General features: G+C 70.5%; 14 protein-coding genes and 2 pseudogenes. 5 read left to right on the forward strand and 11 right to left on the reverse strand.

The genetic code is table 11. The annotated features are described in order from the left end of the window. Positions 1–13: 13 nt before the first annotated feature. Positions 14–2,251 (reverse strand): carbohydrate-binding protein, encoded by a 2,238-nt coding sequence (locus O7599_RS04755; protein WP_281620825.1) that lies wholly within the window; start codon positions 2,249–2,251, stop codon positions 14–16. A 201-nt stretch (positions 2,252–2,452) separates the two neighbouring features. On the opposite strand from O7599_RS04755, the gene O7599_RS04760 reads away from it, so the two are divergent. Then, positions 2,453–3,433, forward strand: coding sequence for a PaaX family transcriptional regulator C-terminal domain-containing protein (locus O7599_RS04760; protein WP_281620826.1), 981 nt, complete (start codon positions 2,453–2,455; stop codon positions 3,431–3,433). 1 nt (position 3,434) lies between these two features. Here the strand turns inward: O7599_RS04760 and O7599_RS04765 are convergent, their stop codons facing one another. Together O7599_RS04765 and O7599_RS04770 are read right to left on the reverse strand one after the other, a co-directional pair. Continuing rightward, a complete protein-coding gene (locus O7599_RS04765) occupies positions 3,435–4,724 on the reverse strand; it encodes an amidohydrolase family protein (protein ID WP_281620827.1) in 1,290 nt (429 codons plus the stop codon). A gap of 71 nt (positions 4,725–4,795) precedes the next feature. Then, the gene (locus O7599_RS04770; RefSeq protein ID WP_281620828.1) at positions 4,796–5,974 is read right to left on the reverse strand and encodes an aminotransferase class I/II-fold pyridoxal phosphate-dependent enzyme; all 1,179 of its coding nucleotides are present in this window, start codon (positions 5,972–5,974) and stop codon (positions 4,796–4,798) included. 156 nt (positions 5,975–6,130) lie between these two features. On the opposite strand from O7599_RS04770, the gene O7599_RS04775 reads away from it, so the two are divergent. Further along, positions 6,131–6,568 carry an Lrp/AsnC family transcriptional regulator gene (locus O7599_RS04775; RefSeq protein WP_281620829.1) on the forward strand — a complete coding sequence of 146 codons (438 nt, stop codon included), beginning with the start codon at positions 6,131–6,133 and terminating at the stop codon, positions 6,566–6,568. 23 nt (positions 6,569–6,591) lie between these two features. On the opposite strand, the gene O7599_RS04780 is transcribed toward O7599_RS04775, so the two are convergent. From O7599_RS04780 to O7599_RS04795, 4 genes and pseudogenes are all read right to left on the reverse strand, one after another. Next, positions 6,592–7,434: a PhzF family phenazine biosynthesis protein gene (locus O7599_RS04780; RefSeq protein ID WP_281620830.1), complete on the reverse strand. Its 843-nt coding sequence runs from the start codon at positions 7,432–7,434 to the stop codon at positions 6,592–6,594. A 198-nt stretch (positions 7,435–7,632) separates the two neighbouring features. Continuing rightward, positions 7,633–8,151 (reverse strand): annotated as a pseudogene (locus tag O7599_RS04785) (MFS transporter); the annotation flags it as partial. A gap of 88 nt (positions 8,152–8,239) precedes the next feature. Continuing rightward, positions 8,240–9,850 carry a DUF6851 domain-containing protein gene (locus O7599_RS04790; protein ID WP_281620831.1) on the reverse strand — a complete coding sequence of 537 codons (1,611 nt, stop codon included), beginning with the start codon at positions 9,848–9,850 and terminating at the stop codon, positions 8,240–8,242. Positions 9,851–11,320: 1,470 nt separating this feature from the next. Continuing rightward, the gene (locus tag O7599_RS04795) at positions 11,321–12,922 is read right to left on the reverse strand and encodes an MFS transporter (protein WP_281620832.1); all 1,602 of its coding nucleotides are present in this window, start codon (positions 12,920–12,922) and stop codon (positions 11,321–11,323) included. A 400-nt stretch (positions 12,923–13,322) separates the two neighbouring features. Between O7599_RS04795 and mptB the strand changes: the two genes are divergently transcribed. Both mptB and O7599_RS36840 read left to right on the forward strand, forming a co-directional pair. After that, a complete protein-coding gene (gene mptB, locus O7599_RS04800; protein ID WP_281620833.1) occupies positions 13,323–14,756 on the forward strand; it encodes a polyprenol phosphomannose-dependent alpha 1,6 mannosyltransferase MptB in 1,434 nt (477 codons plus the stop codon). 275 nt (positions 14,757–15,031) lie between these two features. Then, a pseudogene (locus tag O7599_RS36840) lies at positions 15,032–15,652 on the forward strand (glycosyltransferase family 87 protein); the annotation flags it as partial. Between the two features lie 342 nt (positions 15,653–15,994). Here O7599_RS36840 and O7599_RS04810 read toward each other — a convergent pair. From O7599_RS04810 to O7599_RS04820, 3 genes are all read right to left on the reverse strand, one after another. Continuing rightward, a complete protein-coding gene (locus O7599_RS04810; protein WP_281620834.1) occupies positions 15,995–16,957 on the reverse strand; it encodes a lysylphosphatidylglycerol synthase transmembrane domain-containing protein in 963 nt (320 codons plus the stop codon). A gap of 221 nt (positions 16,958–17,178) precedes the next feature. Next, complete coding sequence (locus O7599_RS04815; protein ID WP_281620835.1) at positions 17,179–17,655, reverse strand: nitroreductase/quinone reductase family protein; 477 nt, start codon at positions 17,653–17,655, stop codon at positions 17,179–17,181. Continuing rightward, positions 17,652–18,431, reverse strand: coding sequence for a glucose 1-dehydrogenase (locus tag O7599_RS04820; protein ID WP_281620836.1), 780 nt, complete (start codon positions 18,429–18,431; stop codon positions 17,652–17,654). Before O7599_RS04820 ends, O7599_RS04815 begins: the two co-directional genes overlap by 4 nt. Positions 18,432–18,575: 144 nt before the next feature. Between O7599_RS04820 and O7599_RS04825 the strand changes: the two genes are divergently transcribed. Then, positions 18,576–19,220, forward strand: a complete 645-nt coding sequence (locus tag O7599_RS04825) for a TetR/AcrR family transcriptional regulator (protein ID WP_281620837.1) — start codon at positions 18,576–18,578, stop codon at positions 19,218–19,220. A 547-nt stretch (positions 19,221–19,767) separates the two neighbouring features. Here O7599_RS04825 and O7599_RS04830 read toward each other — a convergent pair. After that, positions 19,768–21,012 carry a glycoside hydrolase family 5 protein gene (locus O7599_RS04830; RefSeq protein ID WP_281620838.1) on the reverse strand — a complete coding sequence of 415 codons (1,245 nt, stop codon included), beginning with the start codon at positions 21,010–21,012 and terminating at the stop codon, positions 19,768–19,770. Between the last annotated feature and the right edge of the window lie 25 nt (positions 21,013–21,037).

Raw genomic sequence — 21,037 nt, forward strand, 5'->3', positions numbered from 1 at the left:
GGGACGCGGGTTGTCAGCGGACGTCGATGCGGGGCTGCGACGGTGTGCTCATGCCGTTGCCGAGGAAGAAGCTCGGGTGCGGCGGCTGGTTGTAGGCGGTGTTCTGCCATGCGACGGCGACGCGGTACTGCGCGTCGTGCATCAGGGTGTGCATCCGCCGGTCCGTCTGGACGGGGGTGGCGTAGATGCGCAGCGCGGCGTTGTCGTCCCGCGGGAGGATGATCTCCTCGCGCCAGTCGCCGAACAGGTCGCCGGAGAGCGAGGGGGTTGCCTTGGTGCCGTTGACGGAGTGCGCGCCGGAGGCGGTGAGCAGGCGGGTGTCGCCGCCGGTGCCGTACTTGTCGACGTGGTTGCCGTCCAGCAGTTCCCGTACCGGGTCGGCGTCCCACCAGGCGAGGAAGTTGTAGCTGCCCGGATTGCGTCCGACGTTGCCGCCCGAGGCGTTGAGCAGGTTGCCCAGGCCGGTGCCCGAGCCCCAGAACTCGGCGCCCGCGTTGCCGGCGTAGACGTCGCCGGCCACGCCGCGGGCGGGGCCCTCGCAACCGCAACTGTTGTTCCGCTGCATCAGGATCGAGCCGCTGTTGGCGTCGCGCAGTGTGGCGGAGGCCCCGGAGCTCTGCTCGTGGATCTGCCAGATCTCCTTGCCGGTCCGGCCGGGCACGAAGTCGCCGACGTGCAGGGCGTCGCCGTGGGCGTAGAAGTTGGTGGTGTGGCGGCCGGTGCCGTTGGCGTTGATGGTCATGCCGCCGTAGACGACCTCGTCGGTGCCGTTGCCGTCGACGTCGGCGATGGACAGCGAGTGCGCGCCGCGGCCGGTCCACTGGTTGCCCGCGTTGCCGGAGTCGAACTTCCAGCGCATGGTGAGCTGGCCGCCGCGGAAGTCCCAGGCCGCGATGGCGCTCTTCTCGTAGTAGCCGCGGCCCATGATGACGCTGGGGCGCTGCCCGTCCAGGTACGCGGTTCCGGCCAGGAACCGGTCGCCGCGGTTGCCGTAGTCGTCGCCCCAGTCGTTGATGTTGCCGCGTGCGGGCTGGAAGTCCACGGTGGACATGGCGGCGCCGGTGAGTCCGTTGAACATGGTGAGGTATTCGGGTCCGGTGATGATGTAGCCGGAGGAGTTGCGGTGGTCGGCGCCGCCGTTTCCGATCACCTGCCCGGTGCCGGAGACGGTGCCGTCGCCTGTCTTGACCGCGAGTTCCGCGCGCCCGTCACCGTCGTAGTCGTAGACCTGGAACTGTGTGTAGTGCGCCCCGGCCCGGATGTTGCGGCCCAGGTCGACGCGCCACAGCCGTTGCCCGTCGAGCCGGTAGGCGTCGATGTAGACGTTGCTGGTGACGCCGGACTGCGAGTTGTCCTTCTGGTTGTCGGGATCCCACTTGAGGAAGATCTCGTACTGCCCGTCGCCGTCGACGTCACCGACGCTCGCGTCGCCGGCCGTGTAGGTGCTCCCCGGCCGGGAGATCGGCACGTCCAGGTGGTTGCCGCCGGTGAAGCGCAGCGACGGCTCCGACGCCGGCTGCTCCGCTCCGTCCACGATGGCACGTACCGTGTACGACGCGTCCGCTGGCGCTCCGGCGTCCAGGTGGTTGGTGGAGTTGGTGATCGGCGACGCGTTCAGCTTCGTCGAACCGCGGTAGACGTTGAAGCCCGTGGACGACGGCTCGGTCCCCAGCAGCCGCCACGAGACCAGGTTGCCGGACCCGGAACGGACGCTGACCAGGCCGCGGTTGAGGTCTTCCATCTGCTTGCCGGGCGGTGCGGTGCCGCCGGCCTCGAAGTCGAGGTAGTCCACGTTGGCGAGGCCCGCGGCGGTGGTGGGGGTGAGCCGGATCGTGTTGCTGCCGGCGTCGACGGAGACGGTCAGGGTCTGGGTGGCCCAGGTGCTCCAGGCGCCGGTGGAGCCGAAGGGGCTGCCCGCGTGGGCGATGTCGCCGTTGACGGACACGTCGGCGGGACGGTCCGCGGTGGTGCCGTTGGCGTAGCGGAGGGAGAGGGTGGCCGTGCCCGCGGCGGACGCGGTGACGGTGAACTCCGCTCCGGCGCTGACAACGTTGTCTGCGTTGCAGAATCCGCTGCCGGAGTATCCGGTGTGGTTGGACTCGATGAGCCCGTCGCAGGTGGCGGGTGCCGTTTCGGCCTCGTAGCGGGTCGGTGCCGCGGACGCCGTCGAGGAGGTGACGGCACCGGCGCCGGCTGACGCCAGGGTGATGCCGAGACAGAGCAGCACGGCTCGCAGTCGGGGTGCGCGCATGGGCTGTTCTCCAGGTGGTCTGGTCGGGTGCAGGGCAATTCGCAGTGCACTTTCCAGGCCCCTATGACACATAGGTTGCCGTCAGATCACACAAGTGTCAACCATGCCCGAGCACCACGCCCCTGCGCTGCCGTGATCCTCCCCGGGCCATTACAGTCAGGCCCCAATCCTTGTGACCGCGATCCGCACTGGAGTGCACAGTTGGCGCGCCTGTTCGACCTCGAAGAGATCTTCCTGGACGCGGATGCGGCGTCGGTGCGGCTCCCGCGCCGGCAGACCGGCTCGCCGCAGGGGCTCGGGACGACCCTGATCACCGACTACACCCTGAGCGCCCGCGCCTGGCTGCCGTCGGCGGCGATCGTGGATCTGCTGGGCGAGTTCGGGGTGTCCAGCGGAGCCGCCCGCACGACGATCAGCAGGCTGGCCCGCCGGGGCGTGCTGGAAGGCAGACGGGAGGGACGGCACAGCGCGTACCGCCTGACCGATGCCGCCGCCGCCCACCTGTACACCGGCGGGCGCGAGATCGCCGCGTTCGGCCGCGGCGGCGATTCCTGGGACGGCCGGTGGACGCTGGTCGCGTTCTCGATGCCGCAGGCGAAGAGCACGCAGCGGCGCGCCATGCGGGACCACCTGCGCTGGCGTGGGTACGCGCCGCTCTACGACGGCGTCTGGGTGTCGCCCCGCGGGTTGACCACTCGGGAACGGGCCGTCCTGGCGGAGCTGGCCTTCGGCGCGATGAGCGTGTTCCGGGCGCGCCACCTTGAGCTGGAGACCGGTGCGGCCCGCAACCCGGTCGACGCCTGGGACGTCGCGGGTATCGCCGAGCAGTACAGCGTCTTCATCCGGAGGTGGAGCCGCCGGCTTCCCCGCGTGGCGGCGGGGACGATCTCCGGCACCGCGGCGGTGCGACTGCGTACCGAGGTGATGGACACCTATCGCCGTTTCCCCGTTCTCGACCCGCTGCTGCCGGTCGAACTCCTGCCGCGCGGCTGGCCGCGTGCCCGTGCGAGAGAGGTGTTCGCGGCTGTGTACGACGGGCTCGCCGAACCGGCGCAGGACCATGTGAGAGCCCTCGTGTCGCGCGTGGGCGGGGGCACAGCCCCGCAGATCCGCGCCCACACCGTCGCCGACATGGGCGCCGGCGAGGGCCGTGAGGAGACGCCCCGCCGCGGAAGGGGGTGAGCTACGGCCGGGGGTTCCAGGTGCCGTCGAGCGGAACGCCGGCGGCCTGGGCGATCCGGTCACGTGACGCGAGCAGGCGGGCGCGCAGGGCGGGCAGGTCCACGCCGACCAGGGCGCCGTCGCGCTTGACGACGCGGCCCGCGACCAGAACGGTGTCGACCAGCCCGGGGTGTCCGGCGCTGACGAGGGAGCCGGCCGGGTCGGTGACGGGGAAGACGGTCACGTCGTCCGTACGCAGCAGGATGAGGTCGGCCTCCTTGCCGGGGGTGATACTGCCGGTGCGGGAGTCGAGGCCGCAGGAGGCGGCGGCGTCGAGGGTGGCGGACGCGATCAGGTCGCGGGCGTTGAGGGTGCCGTCGAGGCCGCGCTGGGCGGCGAGGGCGGCGCGCATCGCGGCGAACATGTCGCCGGCGACGGAGGGGACGACGTCGATGGACAGGGTGGGGCGCAGTCCGGCGGCCAGTGCCCGGCCGGTCATGGGTGCGCCGAAGCCCATCTTCAGTTCGACGTCGGGGCTGACGGACAACCAGCCGCCGGCGTCGGCGATCATGCGCAGCTCGTCGTCGCCGAGGCCGTTGCCGTGGACGAAGGTGGTGGTGTCGCGCAGGAGGCCGTGCCGGTGCATGTCGGCGATGGGGCGGGAGGTGCCGTCGGAGCCGGTGTGCAGGCTGGTGCGCAGGGCGAGTTCGTCGGCCAGCTTCAGTTCCCCGGCGAGGGTGTCGAGGCCGGTGTCGTCGGCGCCGCGCAGGCCGAAGGCCATGGTGACCAGCCCGTGGTCGGTCACGTCGGCGCGGACGCGGCGGATGTCGTCGTCGACGGGGTCTGCGGTGGCCCACCGGGCGCCGAGGCAGAAGACCGAACGTGCGGGGGCGTCGCGCAGGGCGGCGACGGCGGCGTCCTCGTGGGCGTGGTCCTGGGCGACGTGGTACCAGTCCAGCATGGTGGTGATGCCGGAGTGCAGGGCTTCCAGTCGGCCCAGCAGGGTGGTGACGTAGACGTCCTCGGGGGTGTAGTGGGCTTTGACGGTGCCGTGCATGGCGGCGGCCCACTGCGGGAAGGTCCAGTCCGCGCCGACGCCGCGGAACGCGGTCTGCCAGGTGTGCCGGTGGTTGTCGACGAAGCCGGGCAGGACGATCCGGTCACGGGCGTCGACCACGTCGGCGTCGGGTGCGTCGATGTGCTCCCCGACGGCGGTGATCACGCCGTCCTCGACGAGGACGTCACCGTGGTCGAGGTCGCCGACGGACGGGTCCATGCTGACCACGGTGCCGCCGCTGAGCAGCGTCTTCATGGGGGCTCCTGGCTTTCGGGGTGGTTCGCGCACACGTGCGGGGGCGGGTCGCCGGTTGTCCGGGCTGTTGTTCAGGCGGTCGTGCGGGCGGCCGTGTCGGCTGCGGCGAGGGCGTCGGCGACCAGGTCGGCGGTGTCCTCCGTGCCGGCCGCCAGCCGGACCAGGCCCGGGGGGACGGCGTCGGTGATCTGCTCGTCGCTGAGCATTCCGGCCCACATGGAGGCAGGGTGCACGGCGAGGGATTCCACGCCGCCGAGGCTGGCCGAGCGTCGCGGGTAGCGCAGGGCGCCGAGGAACGCGTCGGCCGTCTCGTAGCCGCCGGCGAACTCGACGCCGAGGACGCCGCCGAAGCCGTTCATCTGGTCCAGGGCCAGCTTGTGCTGGGGGTGGGTGGCCAGTCCGGGGTAGTGGACCCGGCTGACGGCCGGGTGCCGGCTCAGGGCCTCGGCCAGGGCCTGGCCGTTCTCGTTGTGCCGGGGCACACGCAGGGGCAGGGTGCGCAGGCCGCGCAGCAGCAGCCAGGCGTCGATCGGGCCGAGGGTGGCGCCGGTGAGGAGGCTGGTGTCCCAGATCCGGTCCAGGATCTCCGCCGGGCCGGCCAGCACTCCGGCGGAGACGTCGGTGTGCCCGTTGAGGTACTTCGTCGCGCTGTGCCAGACCACGTCGATGCCGAAATCGGCCGGGCGCTGGTTGAGGGGGGTGGCGAAGGTGTTGTCCGCCAGGGTCGGCACCCCGTGGGCGCGGGCCAGGTCGGCGACCGCGCGCAGGTCGGTGATCTGCAACAGCGGGTTGGACGGGGTCTCCACCAGGATCAGCCGGGTGGTGGGAACGAGGGCCTTCTCGAACACCTCGGGGTCACGCTGGTCCACCAGCGTGGTGTCCACGCCCAGGCGCGGCAGCAGGTTCAGCAGGACCGAGGCGGTGCCGCCGTACGTGGACTTCTGCCCGATGACGTGATCACCGGCGGAGACCAGGGCAAGCACCGCCGTGGTGACCGCGGCCATCCCGGACGCGGTGACCATCGCCGCCTCGGTGCCCTCCAGGTCCGCGATGACGGCGGCGACCTGGGCGTGGTTGGGGTTGCCGAAGCGGGTGTAGAAGTCCGTTCCCCGCGGCTCGACGGCGCCCGCGGCGAACGCGGGCGCGTCCTCGGCCGAGAACGCCGCCGTCTGGAAGATCGGCGGCGCCACCGCCCGGCCGGGGTGGATCTCACGGTCGGCGTGCACGGTGACGGTGCTCTTGCCCGGCATGGCCAGCCCTTCCGGAATTCGACGTTATGCCGCTGTCCAGCATGAGGGGAACCGAGGCGACCGGGATCCCGCTGGCGGCACATTGGGCAGCAAGTTGCGGAAACATTGCGCCACCCAGTTGTGCACGTGGGGGCTGCTCCGCAATATTCTGCCGGCATGGACGAGATGGATCGGTCGATCCTGGCCGTACTCGAACGCAACGGCAGGATCAACAACAACGAGCTCGCCGCGCGGGTCGGGCTGTCCCCGTCGCCGTGCCTGCGGCGGGTACGGCAACTGGAGGAGGCCGGGGTCATCCGCGGCTACCGAACAGTGATCGACCCGGCCGCGGTCGGCCGGGGGCTGCGGGTGTTCGCCGGGGTGCGGCTGATGCGGCACATCCGCGCGGACGTCGTCGCCTTCGAGACCGAGGTGATGAAGCTGCCCGAAGTGATCGCCTGCCACCACATCACCGGCAACTTCGACTACCTGCTGCACGTGGAAGTGGCCGACCTGCCCGCGTACGAGGACTTCCACGCCAACCATCTCGCCGCGCTGCCCGCCGTGGCCACGGTCAACAGCTTCGTCATCATGAAGACCCTCGACGCCACCTGACTCCGGCGCGCCGCTCCCGGGGTTCAGAGGGTGACGGTGCCACGGATACAGACGGTGGTCGCGCCGGCGACCCACACCGTGCCGTCCGCATCGGCGCTGATCCCGATGCTGGCGGCCCGCCCCAGCCGGGCTCCCTGGGAGACCCGGTAGGAGGACGGTGCGGCGCCGGTGGAGGTGAGCCACTGCCCGATCCCGGCGTTCATGCTGCCGCACGCGGGATCCTCGGCGACACCGGCTCCCGGGGCGAAGGTGCGCAGCTCGAAGTCGTGCCCGGACCCCTCGGGATGAGCGCCGATCGCGCCGACCATGGCGTCCGGGATCAGGGACAGGTCGGGCTCGAGGGCGAGGACCTCCCCGGCGGTGGCCAGCCGGACCACCGCCCAGCCGGGCCCGTTGTCCACCCACTGGTGGGACAGGACCCGCTCGCGCGGGATTCCGAACGCGGCCGCGATCTGCCGCACGTACGCCTCCTCCAGCGCACCCTCGCGGATCCGGGGCGGCGCGGCGAAGGCCAGCACATCCTGCTCGCGGCGCACGGTGACCAGGCCCGCGGCGCACTCCTGCACGACCTTCTCCGGGTGCCGGGGCGTGCCGCCCTCCTCCAGCCACGCGCGTGCGGCGCCGAGGGTGGGGTGCCCGGCGAAGGGCAGTTCGTTGTGCGGTGTGAAGATCCGCAGCCGGTAGTCCGCGCCCGCGGTGGTGGGAGGCAGGACGAACGTGGTCTCGGACAGGTTGGTCCAGCGGGCCAGGCCCTGCATGTCCTCGTCGCTCACGTCGGTGCCGTCCAGGACGACCGCGACCGGATTGCCGCGGAAGGCCGCCGCGGAGAACACGTCGACCTGGGCGAAGGAGCGGATACGGGGCATGAACCTCACGTCCTTTCACAGAGGCGGTCCGGCACCGGCCGGGGGCGGGCAACCGCTGCGTGCGCAGGGCCTTCATCGGACTCGCCGGCGTCGGCGCGTTCCGCCGCCCCCTTCCGCGGTCACCCTCCCGCAGGCCGATCAAGGTGCGAAACCCTACTGCGGCTCCGGCCACGAGGTCTTCCTGGCGCGGTGGTGGCATGCCGCGAACACGACGGAGGAAGCTTCGGGAGTGGGGGTGGCCTTCGCGAACCAGGTCTGCGAGCAGACCGGCACCACCCCGTAGGCGATGCCCCAGACGACCAGCAGGGCCACCGCACCCGGATCCCACTTGCCGAGCACCGGCAGCAGCAGGGTGACGAAAGCGATCATCGCCGTGGCGGTCGCGAAGGCGGCCTGCGGGAACCTGCCCGCGGCTGATCCGCCGAGGAAGTTGCCCACGATGCCGGCGACCCCGTAGACGAGGAGGTAGACCGTGATGAACGTGCCCGGGGGAACCCCGAGCACGGAGCCGAGGGGAACCGCGGCGAAGATGACCGAGGTGGTCCGGCCCACATGCTCCGTCGGTACGAGCCGGCCTGCCAGACCGGCGCCGATGGACCAGAAGCCGTCGATGGCGATGCCGACCATCACGCGCGATACCAGGATCATCCAGTAGCTCGACGCCGAACCGGCGAGGAAGTCGGCGAGCGCAAGGAGCAGGATGAACGCGCCCAGCATCGTTTCGCTGGCTTGGGTGCGGTGGAGGACGTCGCCCCCGGGACCACGGCTCCCTGCCGTGGTCCCGGTCCCGGCCCTGCTGCCGCCGTCAGTTCCCGGCGCGGTCCTTGACGTTGCCCGTGATGTGTCGCTGTACGTGCTCGTGGGCCAGGTCGCCGAACTGCTCACCGAAGACCATGGACCGCTCGACCGTCTCGCGGAAGTGGACACCGCCCCACACCCGGCTCTCCGCGCACGCCTTGTTGAGCTCGGACCACGTGGTGAAGTGCACCTTGAGGTCCCTGGCGGGGACGATCCCCGGCTCCGTCAAGGACTTGTGGGCCTTGAACTCGAGCGTCCAGTTCACCTCCTCGGAGTCGCAGTAGCGCCGCATCGCCTGCGACCCGGCGGCGCACATGGTGGTGGAGCCGGAGGGGTACTCCGGGTGGTCGCCGACCGGCAGGTAGCCGACCCACTCGTTGGCGGGCAGGTCGGTGACCGTGCCCCTGCCGGGACCGCCCCAGGCGGTGATCTTGCTGCGGCCGTACACGTGCCGCACCGCGCTGATCGGCCGCACGGCGTCGTACCTGCGCTTCTGGTGCCAGGCGGCGACCATCGCGCCGAAGGTCGCCAGGGAGTGCTGGAGCGACCACGCGACCCAGTCGAACACCCCCATCTCCCCGTGGTTCTTCTCGTAGTTCTGGGCGGCGGCGGTGGCGGAGTAGCCCAGGCCCCAGGACTTGTTGTCCATGACCTCGGCGAGCGCCTTACGCTCGTCGGTGAGCGTGGCCGACGCCTCGAGGATCTCGTCCACGGCCTGCTTGTAGGCCCGGGTCCTGCGGTGGTCGCTGAAGGTGGGCGGGGCGAGCCTGAACCGGGCCGGGTCGCTGTAGATGTGCGGCTGGGTCACCGCGGCCTGCGGGGTCACGAAGTGCTGGGCAACGTAGATGCCCAGGTCGCCGTGGCCACCACCGACGCGACGGCCCCTGTGGGCCTGGAGCTGCGGCTGCCAGCGTGAGGGGTTTCTCAGCTCGAAGGGGGTGTTCACCGGCCGGTAGCCGGTGTAGTCCGACCAGGGCAGCGGGTGGTACTTGCGGCCGCCCTCGTAGCCCAGGACGTTCATGCCGTCGTTCTTCAGGGCGTTCCAGACGGCCTTGGCCGCCACGTTGGCGATGCCGACCGGGCTGGTCAGGTTCTCCGAGGCGTCGTCCGGGTCCAGGCCGAGCGCCACCATCGTGTCCCGCAGGCCGCCCAGGGGGCCCTCCAGCCCGCCCAGCGGCATCTTCTCGAATATGCGGTACTGGGAGTGGAAGAGGGCGATGTTCATGTTCCGGTTGGTGGCGGACTCGCTGGAGGGGCGGCGCGGGATCCGGGCATGCGTACCGACCGCGGTCTCGTGGTACGGCGCCACCGCGTCGAACGCCGCCAGTGCCCCGACATGGGCCATCCAGAGGATGAGGGTGGCGTCCATCGAGCCGACGAACGCGTTGACGGACGGTATGGTGGCCTGCTCGTTCGTTGAGGGCCTGGCCCACCTGATGTAGTTGTCGGTGTCGAGGTCGAAGTCGACGGTGGGGTCCGGCTCCCCGTTGATGCCGGCGGCACCGGCGGTGTGGGGCAGGGCCAGCATGCTCATGGCGGCGGCCGTGGAGCCGCCGATCAGCAGCGACCTGCGGCCCAGCGTGAAGCCTGAATCCGACGTGTGGCTGGACGTGGTCATGATTTCCTCCGTTTTTTTGGGCGGCGGGCCTCTGGACCGGCCCGTTCGTGGGGGGGTTTGGATAGCGATGGCTGCTCCCTGGCCTTTCGACCTGCGCTGACAGCCGAGTGGGGGGGTGGGCGGACGAGCCCTCGGTCCGCGGTGGGAAGGTGGTCAGTTCATGACACACCGCTACGCGAACTCGTGGGCCGGGTCCTCAGACTGGGCATGAATGCGGGCACGCTTCCACGGCCATACGGGAATGCGCACCGGACTACACCCAGAACTCGGCGGAGTTCTTCTCAAGATCGGCCCGACTGGCCCACGTCAGCGTGCGGTCGCTGACCCGCGGGCGGGAGGTGAAGGACCGGTCGCGGGCATCTCACGAGCTGGGCACGTCGCCTCGCGGAAACGCGTCGTGCCAGACCTGCCACGCGAAAATGGGGCTTCGGCTAACGGGGTCACCCCGTCGACGGCCGAACAGCTCTGCTTCATCCCGAACTCCCCCGAATGTGCAGTGGCCCTCAGCATTCGCTGTCGCCACTGATTCCCCCGGTTAGGGTCGTCTCATGTGGTGATGGTGTGAGCTACGGCATGGTGTCTCTTGGTGAGCGCCGCTCTGTCGCTGGTTCCTGACGGACTGCGAGAGCTCGTCGCCCCGTGGGACTGACCCCGCGCATCGCCTGGCCGGGCATCGAGTCCGGTGAACGGCTCGGCCGGCGTCGCCGGAAGAGCGAAAGGGCTCCCATTTCCTCGCCTTCCTCGGCTGGCCGGTGCCCTGACTGCTACAAAAAGCTAGCGAAACTCACCACGTAAGACTACCTCTTAACGCTCCCTACGCTGCCAGTAGCCACTAGAGGATAACTTGAGGACCGACACTCAGGCGTGCCGCGTGATCAATTATCGCTGCCACTACGGTCATTATACGGAATCCAAGAAATGAATTAGTGGCTACTCGACGGCTCCCGGCGTAGTTCCTGAGAATCCTGGTCGGACGTCGGCCGGAAGAGGTCTTCGCCGTCCGGCATCGCCGCGGAGATGAGGAAGCGGAAGCTCCACTAGAGGTGTGGCCGGCCGACGGTCAAGTCGGTTCCCGGCCCCTCACAGCCGAGTGCGACCCCGCGGGCCGGCCGGCCCATCGGATGCCCCCGCGGAGTGAAGTATCTATTCCGCTTGGATGAGGACGGCAGCCTGATATTTGTTTGTTCGCGCTGAAAAAGGCGGTGAAATCAGCCGATGCGAAAGGGACTGTTACCCCGACACGGGAAACCACGTTCAGGCGGTTGCAGGGCGGCGCGCGCGGAAGATGCCGGCGTGGCCGCGGCCCGCGGCGGCCGCGCTGTCCGCGAAGAAGACCGGGTGACCGCCTTAGGGGCCGAGAGAGCGGGAGGGGGCCGGCCACTCGGTGACGAGTGCCCGGGCCCCTCCCGCTGGGTGTGCTTGCGGCGGGCCGTGCACCCTGCCGCACGGTTCGGGCGGTGGCGGGTGCGCTCAGAGGGCGGGCGCGGTCTCGGGGTCCTCCGTCTTGTCCTGGTCCTCCGTGGCCGCGGGGGCGGGCTTGTTCGGGCCGCGCAGGATGATGTAGACGAACAGCACGGCCATGACGGCGACGCCTACCCACAGGGCCTGCTGCCATCCGTCGATGTAGGACTGGCGGGCGACGTCGACCAGGTCCTTCGCGCCGGAGCCCGCGTTGGGCGCCGCCTCCAGGGCGGTGGCGATGCCTTCGCGGGCGGGGTCCGCGGCCTGCTCGGGGACGCCGTCCAGCTTGTCGTCGATGGTGTTGCGGTACCCGGCCGACAGGATCGCGCCGAGCATGGCGATGCCCAGGGCGGTACCGAACTCCCGGGTGACGTCGTTGAGTGCGGAGGCGACGCCCTGCTTCTCACGCGGCAGGGCGAGGGTGATGGCCTCGGTGGAGGGCACCATGGCCAGGCCCATGCCGAAGCCCATGACGATGATGCCGGGCAGGATCGACAGGTAGCCGTCTTCGACGGAGACGAACAGGGCCATCAGCGCCAGGCCGACGCCGGTCAGCGCGATACCCGCGGACATGGTCGCGCGGGGGCCGGCCTGCGTGGACAGCTTGGGGGCCAGGCCGGAGGCCATCATCATCGCGGCGGCCATGGGCATGAGCGCCGCCGCGGCCAGCAGTGCCGACCAGTCGAGCACGGCCTGGAAGAACGGGAAGAGGACCACGAAGATACCGGACTGGACACCGAAGACCACGAGCAGCGTGATCGAGCCGCCGCCCAGGCCGCGCTCCCGGAACAGGCGCACGTCCAGCAGCGAGGCGTCCCGGCGGCGCAGTTCCCAGACCACGAAGGCGGCTCCCGCGATGAGGCCGACGACGAGGCTGGCCAGGGTCAGGCCCGCGGTCCAGCCGCGCTCCGGCCCCTCCTGGAGGCAGAAGATGAGGGCAGCCACGGAGACGACGGATATCAGGGCGCCGGCGGTGTCGAAGTTGTGGCCGGAGCGCTCGTGGGAGTTGGGCACCGACTTCAGCGTCAGCGCCAGGGCCGCGACGACCAGGGCGATGGGCAGGGCGAACAGCCAGCGCCAGTCGGCGACGTCGACGAGGAAGGCGGACAGGAACATGCCCAGGATGCCGCCGGCCCCGGCCACACCGGTCCACACACCGATCGCCTTGCCGCGCCGCTCCTCGGGGAAGGTGGAGGTGATCACAGCCAGCGTGATGGGCATGATCGTGGCCGCGCCGACACCGCTGGCCACCCTTGCTGCGATCATCACCTCCGCGCTCGGGGCGGCGGCCGCCACCACGTTCGACACGCCGAAGACGAGCAGCGAGCCGATCAGCATGGGCTTGCGGCCCAGGCGGTCACCGATCGCGCCGAGCGGCAGCAGCAGCGCGGCGAGCGCGAGGGTGAAGATGTTGATGATCCACAGGACGGTGCGCTGCGAGGTCTCGAAGTCGACCGCCATCTCCGTCTGGGCGACGTTCAGCCCGGACACGGACGCGATGACAGCCATCAGCGCCATCGAGACGGTGATCAGGATCACGCGCAACTGACGCGCGTCCAGTAAACCCTCGCCGCTCCCGTCAGCGGGCGCCTGTGCAGGGTTCGTACTCATGGATTCCTCTCCAAGGCCGGGGCGGGGAGTGCGACGGGGGCGCCGACCGTCGGAACGGGCAGCGCCGACCGGCGACTTTTGACAGTCATAGGTAAATGGTAGCAACTTTCACTTGAGAGACCATAGGGATTGGGGACCCGCCCGGATATCGGCACGGTGTGTTCCCAGCGGGTGCGCCGGCGACGGAAGCCTGACGTGGGAGGACACCGTCGCCGGCATCGGGAACAGGAGTGTCCGCGTCGCCCTGCCCTGACGACCGGCGCGCCTGTGCGGCGCGTACGGCAGGCGTCGAACCGCCCCGGTCCGGATGCGATCCACCGTCGGGGACGACACGTGGCGGCCGTTGGGCGGTGGACGGGGCGTCACCTCGTCGTCATCGGCCGCGGGCAGGCTCCCCCGCGTGCCGGCCTCGGGGGACCTCGTCGACATCCGCCGCTGCCGCCTGCTCGGGCTCGTCGGATCGGCGGTGCTCGCGGCGGGCGGATCGAGCGCGGGGGCGCTGCCCGTGCGCGACGCGCTCCCGGCGTCGTCCGGCCGGGCCGCGCTCGGGCTGGCCGCCGCCTACTTCGGGCTCGTGCTGCTGGTCGCCGCCTGGCTGCGGCTGGGCCGGGCGGTCCGCGGGCCGGAGCCGCCGCCCCCGCGTGACCTGCTGCGCATCCTCGCGCTGTGGGTGGCGCCGCTGCTGTTCACCCCGCCGCTCTTCAGCCGGGACGTGTACAGCTACCTCGCCCAGGGCGCCATGGTGGACGAGCAGATCGACGTCTACACGCACGGCCCCGCCGAGCTCGGCGGGCCGCTGGCGGCGGAGGTGCCGGGGATCTGGCAGCACACGCCCACGCCGTACGGCCCGGTTTTCCTCGGCCTTGCGGCCGGGATCGCGGACCTGGCGCGCGTCGGCATGACCGCCGGGGTGCTCGGTATGCGGCTTGTCGCGCTGTCCGGGGTGGCGCTGATGGTGGTCTCGCTGCGGCTGCTGGCGCGCCGCCCGCAGACGCCGCAGAGCGCCGCGCTCTGGCTCGGCGCGCTGAACCCGTTGGTGCTGCTGCACCTGGTGGCCGGTGCGCACAACGACGCCGTGATGCTCGGCCTGCTCGGGCTCGGGCTCGCGGCGGCCCAGCACCGGTGGCCTCTGGTGGGCGCGGTGCTCGTCACGCTGGCCGCGCTGGTCAAGGCGCCCGCCGCGCTGGGGCTGCTGGCCGTCGCGGCGCTGCGGGCGGAGCGGTTGGACGGCCGGGCGCCGTGGGCACGCGCCGCGGCGGCCGTCGGCGGGGCCGCGCTGGTCACGACGGCGGCGGCGACGGCCGTCACCGGCACGGGCTACGGGTGGATCGCCTCGCTGCGCACCCCGGTCTCGCCCGGCAACTGGGCGCCGACCTCCCTGCTCGGCCGGCTGACGAGCGCGGTGCTCGACAGCGGCGGGAGCCACCTCGCGCCGCTCGCCGTGCCTGCCTGGCATCTGTTCGGGCTCGCCACGACCGCCGTCGTCGTCCTGGTCGTCTGGCTGCGCAGGCCACGCCTCACGCCCGTCCACGCCCTCGGGCTGAGCCTGGCGGCCGTCGCCGCCCTGGGTCCCGCGATCCGTCCGTGGTACGTGCTGTGGGGGGTGTTCCTCGTCGCGGCCACGGCGCCGCGGGGGCCCGTGGGCCGCGCCGTCGCCGCCGCCTGCGCGGTGCTCGCCCTCGTCGTCCTGCCGAGCGGATTCGCGCCGGACCGGGCACAGCTCGCGTTCGCCGTCGCCGGCGGGGCGTGTGCCGTACCGCTCGCACTGCTGTGGCAGACGCGCCGGTTGGGCCTGCCGCCGCGGCGGGGCACGCCGCCGGAGCGTCCGGCGTGAGCGGCGGGCGCGCGGGAGCGGCCGCGCGGCGCCGGCGCCCGAGGGACGGCGTGCCGGGACCGGTCACCGCGCCCGGCCGGGTGCTGCTCGCCGTCGTCGCGGTCGCCGCCGTAGCCCTGTTCCTCGCCGAGGTCCACTTCCACCGCGACTGGTTCGACCTGCGCGTCTACTACGAGACGGCCGGCTTCTGGGTCCACGGCGGCGGCAGGATCTACGACTACCGGGTGCCGGGGCACGAATACGGCTTCACCTACCCGCCGTTCGCGGCCGTCTGCATGCTGCCGCTGGCGCGGCTGAGCTGGCCGGCCGCCGTCACCGCCGACCTCCTGCTCAACGCGGCAGCGGCGGCCGTGCTGCTGGCCTGGCTGGCCGGGCCGGTCATCCGCCGCCGTAGCGGGCCGCGTTGGCACGCGTGGGTGGCGGCGGCCTGCCTGCTGGCGCTGCTGGAGCCGGTCCGGGACACCGTCAGCTTCGGGCAGGTCAACCTGGTGCTGCTGGCGCTCGTGCTCGCCGACGCCCGGCTGCTCGCCACGCGCGCCGCCCCGTTCGCCGGCGCCGGCATCGGGCTCGCCGCCGCGGTCAAGCTCACCCCGGCGATCTTCATCTGCTATCTGCTGGTCACCGGGCGCCGGCGCAACGCGGTCGTCGCCGCGGGCACGGCGGTGGCGGCGACGCTGCTGGCGGCGTGGGTGGCGCCGGACGCGTCGTGGACGTACTGGTCGGAGGCGCTGTGGGACACGGACCGCATCGGCGACCTCGCGTACGTCTCGAACCAGTCGTGGCAGGGGCTGGCGGCCAGGCTCGCCGGGGCTGAAGACGCCGGCCGGGCCGTGTGGGCGCTCGGGGCGGCCGTGTTCCTGGGCATCTGGGCGGCCAGGGCGCGCCGGGCGGCGGCCGGCGGAGACGACCTGGCCGGCTTCGCTCTGACCGGTGCCGCCGCCTGCGTCGTCAGCCCGGTGACCTGGGTGCACCACCTGGTCTGGCTCCTCCCGGCGCTGGCCGTGCTCGCCGACGCCGCCCTCCGGCTGCCGCGGGGGGACGTGCGGCGGCGCGAACTGCTCGTCGGGGCCGCGGTCGTGTACGTCGTCCTCTGCAGCAGCGTCGTGTTCCTGTGGCGCTTCGACGCCGGCGGCCCCGACGGGATCGCGGGCGGCAACACGTACCTCTGGATCGCCATCGGCCTGCTCCTCGCCCTCCCGGTGCGGGAGATGCTGCCGTCGCCGGGTCCCGCCGCCCGCTCACAGCACCTTGCGGCGCACCAGGAGGGCCAGCACCAGCGTGCCGGGCAGCAGCGGCAGCCAGACGGTGATGATGCGGAAGCCGAGGACCGCGGCGGTGGCCGCGCTGATCGACGCGCCCGCCGCGACGAGCGCGAGGGTCAGCGTCGCCTCGACGGAGCCGATGCCGCCGGGGCTGGGGACGATCCAGGCGACCATGCTCGACGCCAGGTACGCGATCACGATGTAGATCCAGGGCAGCGGCACCTCAAGGGCCAGCGCGACCGCGACCAGGACGCCGGCCTGCAGCACCGGGAAGGCCAGCGCGCCGCCCCACAGCGAAAGCGCCCGGCCGGGCCTGGTGTGCAGGGCACGGACGTCGGTCAGCGCGGTGCGCAGGAAGCCGCCGAGGAACCGCCGTAGCGGGCCCACGGCGAGGAGCGCGGCCGCCACCACGGCGAGGATTCCGGCCACGGCGAGGACCGTCGTGGCACCGTGTCCCTCCGGCGCCACCTCGTTCAGGCGCAGCGCGTTCGGGAAGGCCGTCAGCAGTACCAGCAACAGGACACCCCGGGCGACCGGCTCGGCCAGCGAGTACAGCGCGAGCGCCGCCGTCGAGCGGTCCAGCGGTATGCCGCAGGTGCGGTAGAAGCGCAGCGTGACGACGTGCGCGCCGAGCCCGGCCGGCAGCAGATGGTTGGCGGCGCCGGCGGCGAACTGCGAGGCGAGCAGCCGTCCCGGCGGCAGCCGTTCGAGGATCGTGCCCTGACGTACGAAGGACGCCGCGACCCAGCACGCCCCGGTGACGCAGACCGCGGCCAGCAGCCACCCGGGGTCGGCGGTGCGCAGGCGGTCGGCGCCGTCGGCGATGAGCGACCAGTGGTGGACGAGCCATGCCCCGACGAGGACCAGGGGGAGGAGACAGCAGATCTGGCGGAGCGGTAGCCGCTTCAGGGCGGCGATCCGGGGTGTGACCACGGTCACGGGTCGTCCTTCCACGAGGCGCTGAGCTGCGAATCCCCCCGCTCGGGTATGCCCACCGCACACGACGTCCCGGTGTCGTGGACACGACGGGTAGCGGATACGGCAGTGGCCGAAAGGAGTCGCCGGCATGCGAACCCGGTCACCGCACTCGAAGCGGCCGGCTGCGGCCTGAAGGACGTGCTGAAAAACGCTGTCAGGTCATCTGTCGAGGGAATCCGCGATCATGCCCGAGGGCGGAAGCTGATGCGCATCAGCCGGCTGTCAGCCCAGTCTTCGAGCCGCGTCGGCCGGATGGTGCCGGGGTCGTGGGGCTGATTGAGATCCGCCACGATCTCCGCCAGCACGGCCTGACGTTCGGCAGGGTCGGTGACAGGTGTGGCATGTGCAGGCAGATCTGCACGGATCCCGTTCTTGAGGTGGAATGTGAAGTGGGGATTGGCGAGCAGGTTCGCGTGCCAGTCGGTCGCGGCACCGCCGGCGCCGCTGCACAGGTAGGTGGTGCCCGCAGCTCGGTAGAAGAAGATCTCGATGCGGCGTGCCCGGCCGGTGCGGCGCCCCAGCGTCGTGATGTCGATGATCCGTTCTCTGGTGCCCGCGGCGGGGGTGATCTCGATGGCTCGGCGGATGTGGTGGGGCAGGTGGGAGAGGGACTCGTCCCGTGCGGAGTCGTGCGACCCGGTCGTGTCCGGAGTGCTCATGCGGTCTCGGCCTGAAGGGCGGGGCCGAGGAGGAGTCCACCGTCGATGACGTACTCCGACCCCGTGATGAACGACGCGTCCGATGACGTGAGGAACAGGAGAAGGCTGCTGACGTCGGTCGGCTCCCCGAGCCGGGGGACGGCGAACGGCTCGGGTGAGTAGAAGTCGGCGATTGCCGCGGTGGCGCCGGCAGCCGGTTCGAGGATGAAGGAGGTCGCGATCACGCCGGGGTGGATGGTGTTCACCCGGATGTGGTCGCGGCCGAGCTCGAGCGCTGCCGATTGCGTGAGGCCCCGCACGGCCCACTTGCTGGCGACGTACGGCGCGTAGTGAGCCGTGCCGCCCAGGCCCATGGTCGAGGCGACGTTGACGATGGCTCCCCCACCTGCGCGGCGCAGCGCGGGGGCTGCGGCCTTGATGCCGAGGAAGGTCCCTGTGAGGTTGATGTCGAGGATGCGCGACCACGTGGCCTGCTCCGTGTTCTCGATCGTCGCGGGCGGATTCTGCACCCCCGCGTTGTTGACGAGCACGTTCAGGGCGCCGAAGGCGCTCTCGGCGGCCAGCACAGCGGCGGACCACGAGCTCTCGTCGGTCACGTCGAGGCGGGCGAAGCGAGCGCGGGTCCCGAGTTCGTCGGCGAGAGCGGCGCCGCGTTCCGCGTCGATGTCGCCGATAACCACGTTCGCTCCCTCCGCATGAAAGGCGCGCACGTGGCTTGAGCCCTGGCCGCCGGTCCCACCGGTCACGAGCACGGTCTGGTCGTCGAAGCGGGGCATCAGATGTTCCTTCGGTACGTGGGCGAATGGCCGGGATCACCGGTGATGACCGGCGGCCAGAGGTGAGCCGGGCGACTCACCACCCCTCTGACACTAGGTCGGCGACAGTTGCGAGTCAAGCCACTCGCCTCGTATGCTCGGCCCATGAGCAAGGTCGTGCCGACGTATCACCAGCGCGTCGCCCAGGAGAAGCGCGCGCTGATCGTGACGGCCGCGACCGCACTGTTTCTCGAGTTGGGCTACGACCGGACGTCGCTGGCGCGGATCGCAGAGAGCTCGGGCGTTTCGCGGGCCACCTTGTTCAAGCAGTTTCCGAGCAAAGCTGCCCTGTTCGACGCCATCGTGACCGCGTCCTGGTCGACCGCTGACGAGGAGGATCCGCCGCCGGCAGGCAACGTCGTTGACGGGCTCGGCATCATCGGTCGCCGTTACGCCGAGCTGCTGGGCCGTCCCCAGATGACCGACCTGTTCAGGATTGTCATCGCCGAGCTGCCGCGGTTCCCCGAGCTGGCCCATGCGCAGTTCTCGCACGGGAAGATGCCCTACTTCGAGTCCGTACGCAGCTACCTCCTGGCTGAGCACGAGGCGGGAACGGTGCGGGTCGAGGACGTGGACCTCGCGGCCACCCAGTTCCTGGGCATGATCTCCAACTACGTCTTCTGGCCGACACTCCTGGTGCCGGGCTGGGAGGTGAGCGCCGAACGCGTCGCTCAGGTGGTCGACGAGGCCGTCCGCACCATCGCCGCCCGGTACGCCACGACCGGACCAGGGGCGTCCCCCGACGACTGAGTCCCGCCGAGCGCGACAGAGTCCCGCCGCCACCAGAGGAGCTGACCCCGACCAGCGGGCCCGAGTCGAGGACGACATGGAGCCGGTGCGCGCCGGGCTCATCAATGTCGAGGCGTGCGTCGAGAAGCGCATGAAGCGCCTGGAGCGGGGAGTTGACGGAGGCCGTCGAACCGCCCCACGCGAGCAGCGCTCGTTCCACAACCGAGGCCGCCTCTGCCGCTGCAACAGGGCGGCATTCGCGCGGCTCACGCAGCATCCGGCTCTCGGGTTCGATGACCGGAAACAGCCCGCTCTTCCTCACCCCGTCCGGAGTCAGCCCGGCGCCCTCCCGGTGCGCGTGTGCCCGCAGATCGGTGAGGATGGAGGGAGCACCGGAACCCGGCCGATGTCCCCGTCGGCCGGGCCGGTCACCGAGGACCACAACCACTGCTGGTGCTCCCCTACGAGCGGCGGAATGCGCACTCATTCAAGGTCGGTAACCGGCCCGCACGCGCCTGCCGCCGGGCTCTTGATCTTGCACATTCCGGACGCCCCGCCCGGGTTGCCGTCAATCGCCGCCGGTGCCGCTCATGATGGCACTGACGATGCCCTGCTGGGTCACGGCGTGAGAACCTCGGTCGAACAGACCGAACCCGTACTGTCCATTAAAACCGTTGTCCCAGTAGATGCTGACTGCTCCGTACTTCTTGGCCGTGGCCGCCATGGTGTGCGCAAAGTCGGCACGATACCGGTTGTTCGCGGAGTCGAACGACGACTTGTCGATCGATCCGTATTCACCGACGACGACCGGATATCCTTTCATGGCGAATCCGTCATGCATCTTCTTCAACTGCGCGTCCAGATGGTCCTCCTGCCCCCAGGTGGACGTCTTTGACGGGTTGGTCGCGGCCGGACCCCACTGCGTGATGGTTCCGTTTTCCTCTCCGGTGAAGTCCCAGGGATCGTAGTAGTGCACGGAGATCATGATCCGATGCTCATCGCCGGGTATGGAGGAAGATCGGTACTCGTCGGTCGGAATGGCGAAGCCGTAGTCGCCCGCGGTGTAGTCGATGTTCGTGTTCCAGCCGGGGACGAGCAGCCATCGTGAGCTGTTGTTGCCGCCGGTCTTCCGCACGGTGTCCACGAAGATCTGGTTGTAGTCGTTTATGTTCGAGTAGCACGGTTGAGTCGGTTGGCCGTACTGGCCGTCGAACTCCTCGTTCATGGATTCCAGAATCAGGTGCTCGTCGTAGCTCTGGAACTTCGACGCGATCTGTTGCCAGACCTTCTGGTACTTGTCCTTGATTTCCGTCTGAGAGGACGAGTCACAGATCAGCCAGGAGCCGTTGATCGTCTTGTAGCCGTCGCCGTGCATGTTGATCACCACGTACATGCCTCGGTTGTAGGCGTAGTCGACGACTTCCTGGACTCTGTTCAGCCAGGATGAGTTGACCGCGTAATCTGGGCCAGGTCCTATGTGGCGCAGGTAGGAGACCGGGATGCGGATGGTATCGAACCCCGCCCCCTGCACCTTGTCGATGAGAGCTTGCGTTACTGTCGGATTACCCCATGCCGTTTCGCTGGGATATCCGTCGATGTTGGCTTCGAGCTGGTTCCCGAGATTCCAGCCCGCGCCCATCTCGGCAACAATCTGCGAAGCATCCGACTGTGCCGTCGGGCTGGCAGATGCCTGAGTCGCTGAACCGCCGCACACGGATGCGAACACTGCCAGCATGGCGGCCGCGAGGAGGGCCTTGATCTTCATCGTTTTTGCGACCATTGGCGTTCTCTCTCTTCCGGTCTTGAAGGGCAAGAAACCAAGTGGAAGGTCAATCGAA

Source organism: Streptomyces sp. WMMC500 (genome assembly GCF_027497195.1).
Lineage (GTDB): Bacteria > Actinomycetota > Actinomycetes > Streptomycetales > Streptomycetaceae > Streptomyces.